This is a genomic window from Vibrio sp. 1727, assembly GCF_033344415.1.
GTDB classification, from domain to species: domain Bacteria; phylum Pseudomonadota; class Gammaproteobacteria; order Enterobacterales; family Vibrionaceae; genus Vibrio; species Vibrio alginolyticus.
The window spans coordinates 1-554 of the sequence record NZ_JAWPOT010000553.1 but is presented as its reverse complement, the minus strand read 5'-3'; the positions used below and the strand labels follow the sequence as shown (position 1 = coordinate 554).

The following is a 554-nucleotide window of genomic DNA, read 5'->3' as shown; positions in this document are numbered from 1 at the left end:
TGAAATCAACGTGACTAGCCCAACTTGTATTCGTGAAATCGAAGCGGCATTCGACATTTCTATCACTGGCAAACTGATGGATGCCATTGAACGTCGTGTGAAAGGCGAATAACTGAATTTATAGTACAGTTATAGTAGAGAACCAGACATTATCTTAAGCAAACTCATGCACATAGTCGCGAGTTTGCTTAAGTGCATTTACGAGTCTTAAAGGTCGGTATGAGAATGAACCTCACAAACCATTTTTTAGTAGCCATGCCTGGAATGAAAGATCCGTATTTCCAGAATAGCGTTATCTACGTTTGTGAACATAACGAAGAAGGCGCTATGGGCCTGATGATCAACGCGCCTGTTGATATCACCGTTGGCAACATGCTCAAGCAAGTTGACGTGCAGCCTGTTCACCCGCGCCTGTTTGAAGCCAGCTTAGATAGACCCGTCTACAATGGCGGTCCAATCTCAGAAGACCGTGGTTTTATTCTACATAAACCGAAAGATTACTATGAATCCAGCATTCAAATGACCGACGACCTTGCTGTCACCACTTCGCGAGA

The 554-nt window shown here is 44.0% G+C and carries 1 protein-coding gene and 1 pseudogene; both read left to right on the top strand.

Features of this window, described 5'->3' with window-relative positions; translation table 11 throughout:
- Positions 1-112: pseudogene (locus R8O10_RS26885) on the top strand (glutathione synthase); the annotation flags it as partial.
- 113 nt (positions 113-225) lie between these two features.
- The coding region (locus R8O10_RS26880) for a YqgE/AlgH family protein (RefSeq protein ID WP_318192182.1) at positions 226-554 on the top strand (329 nt) is incomplete at its 3' end.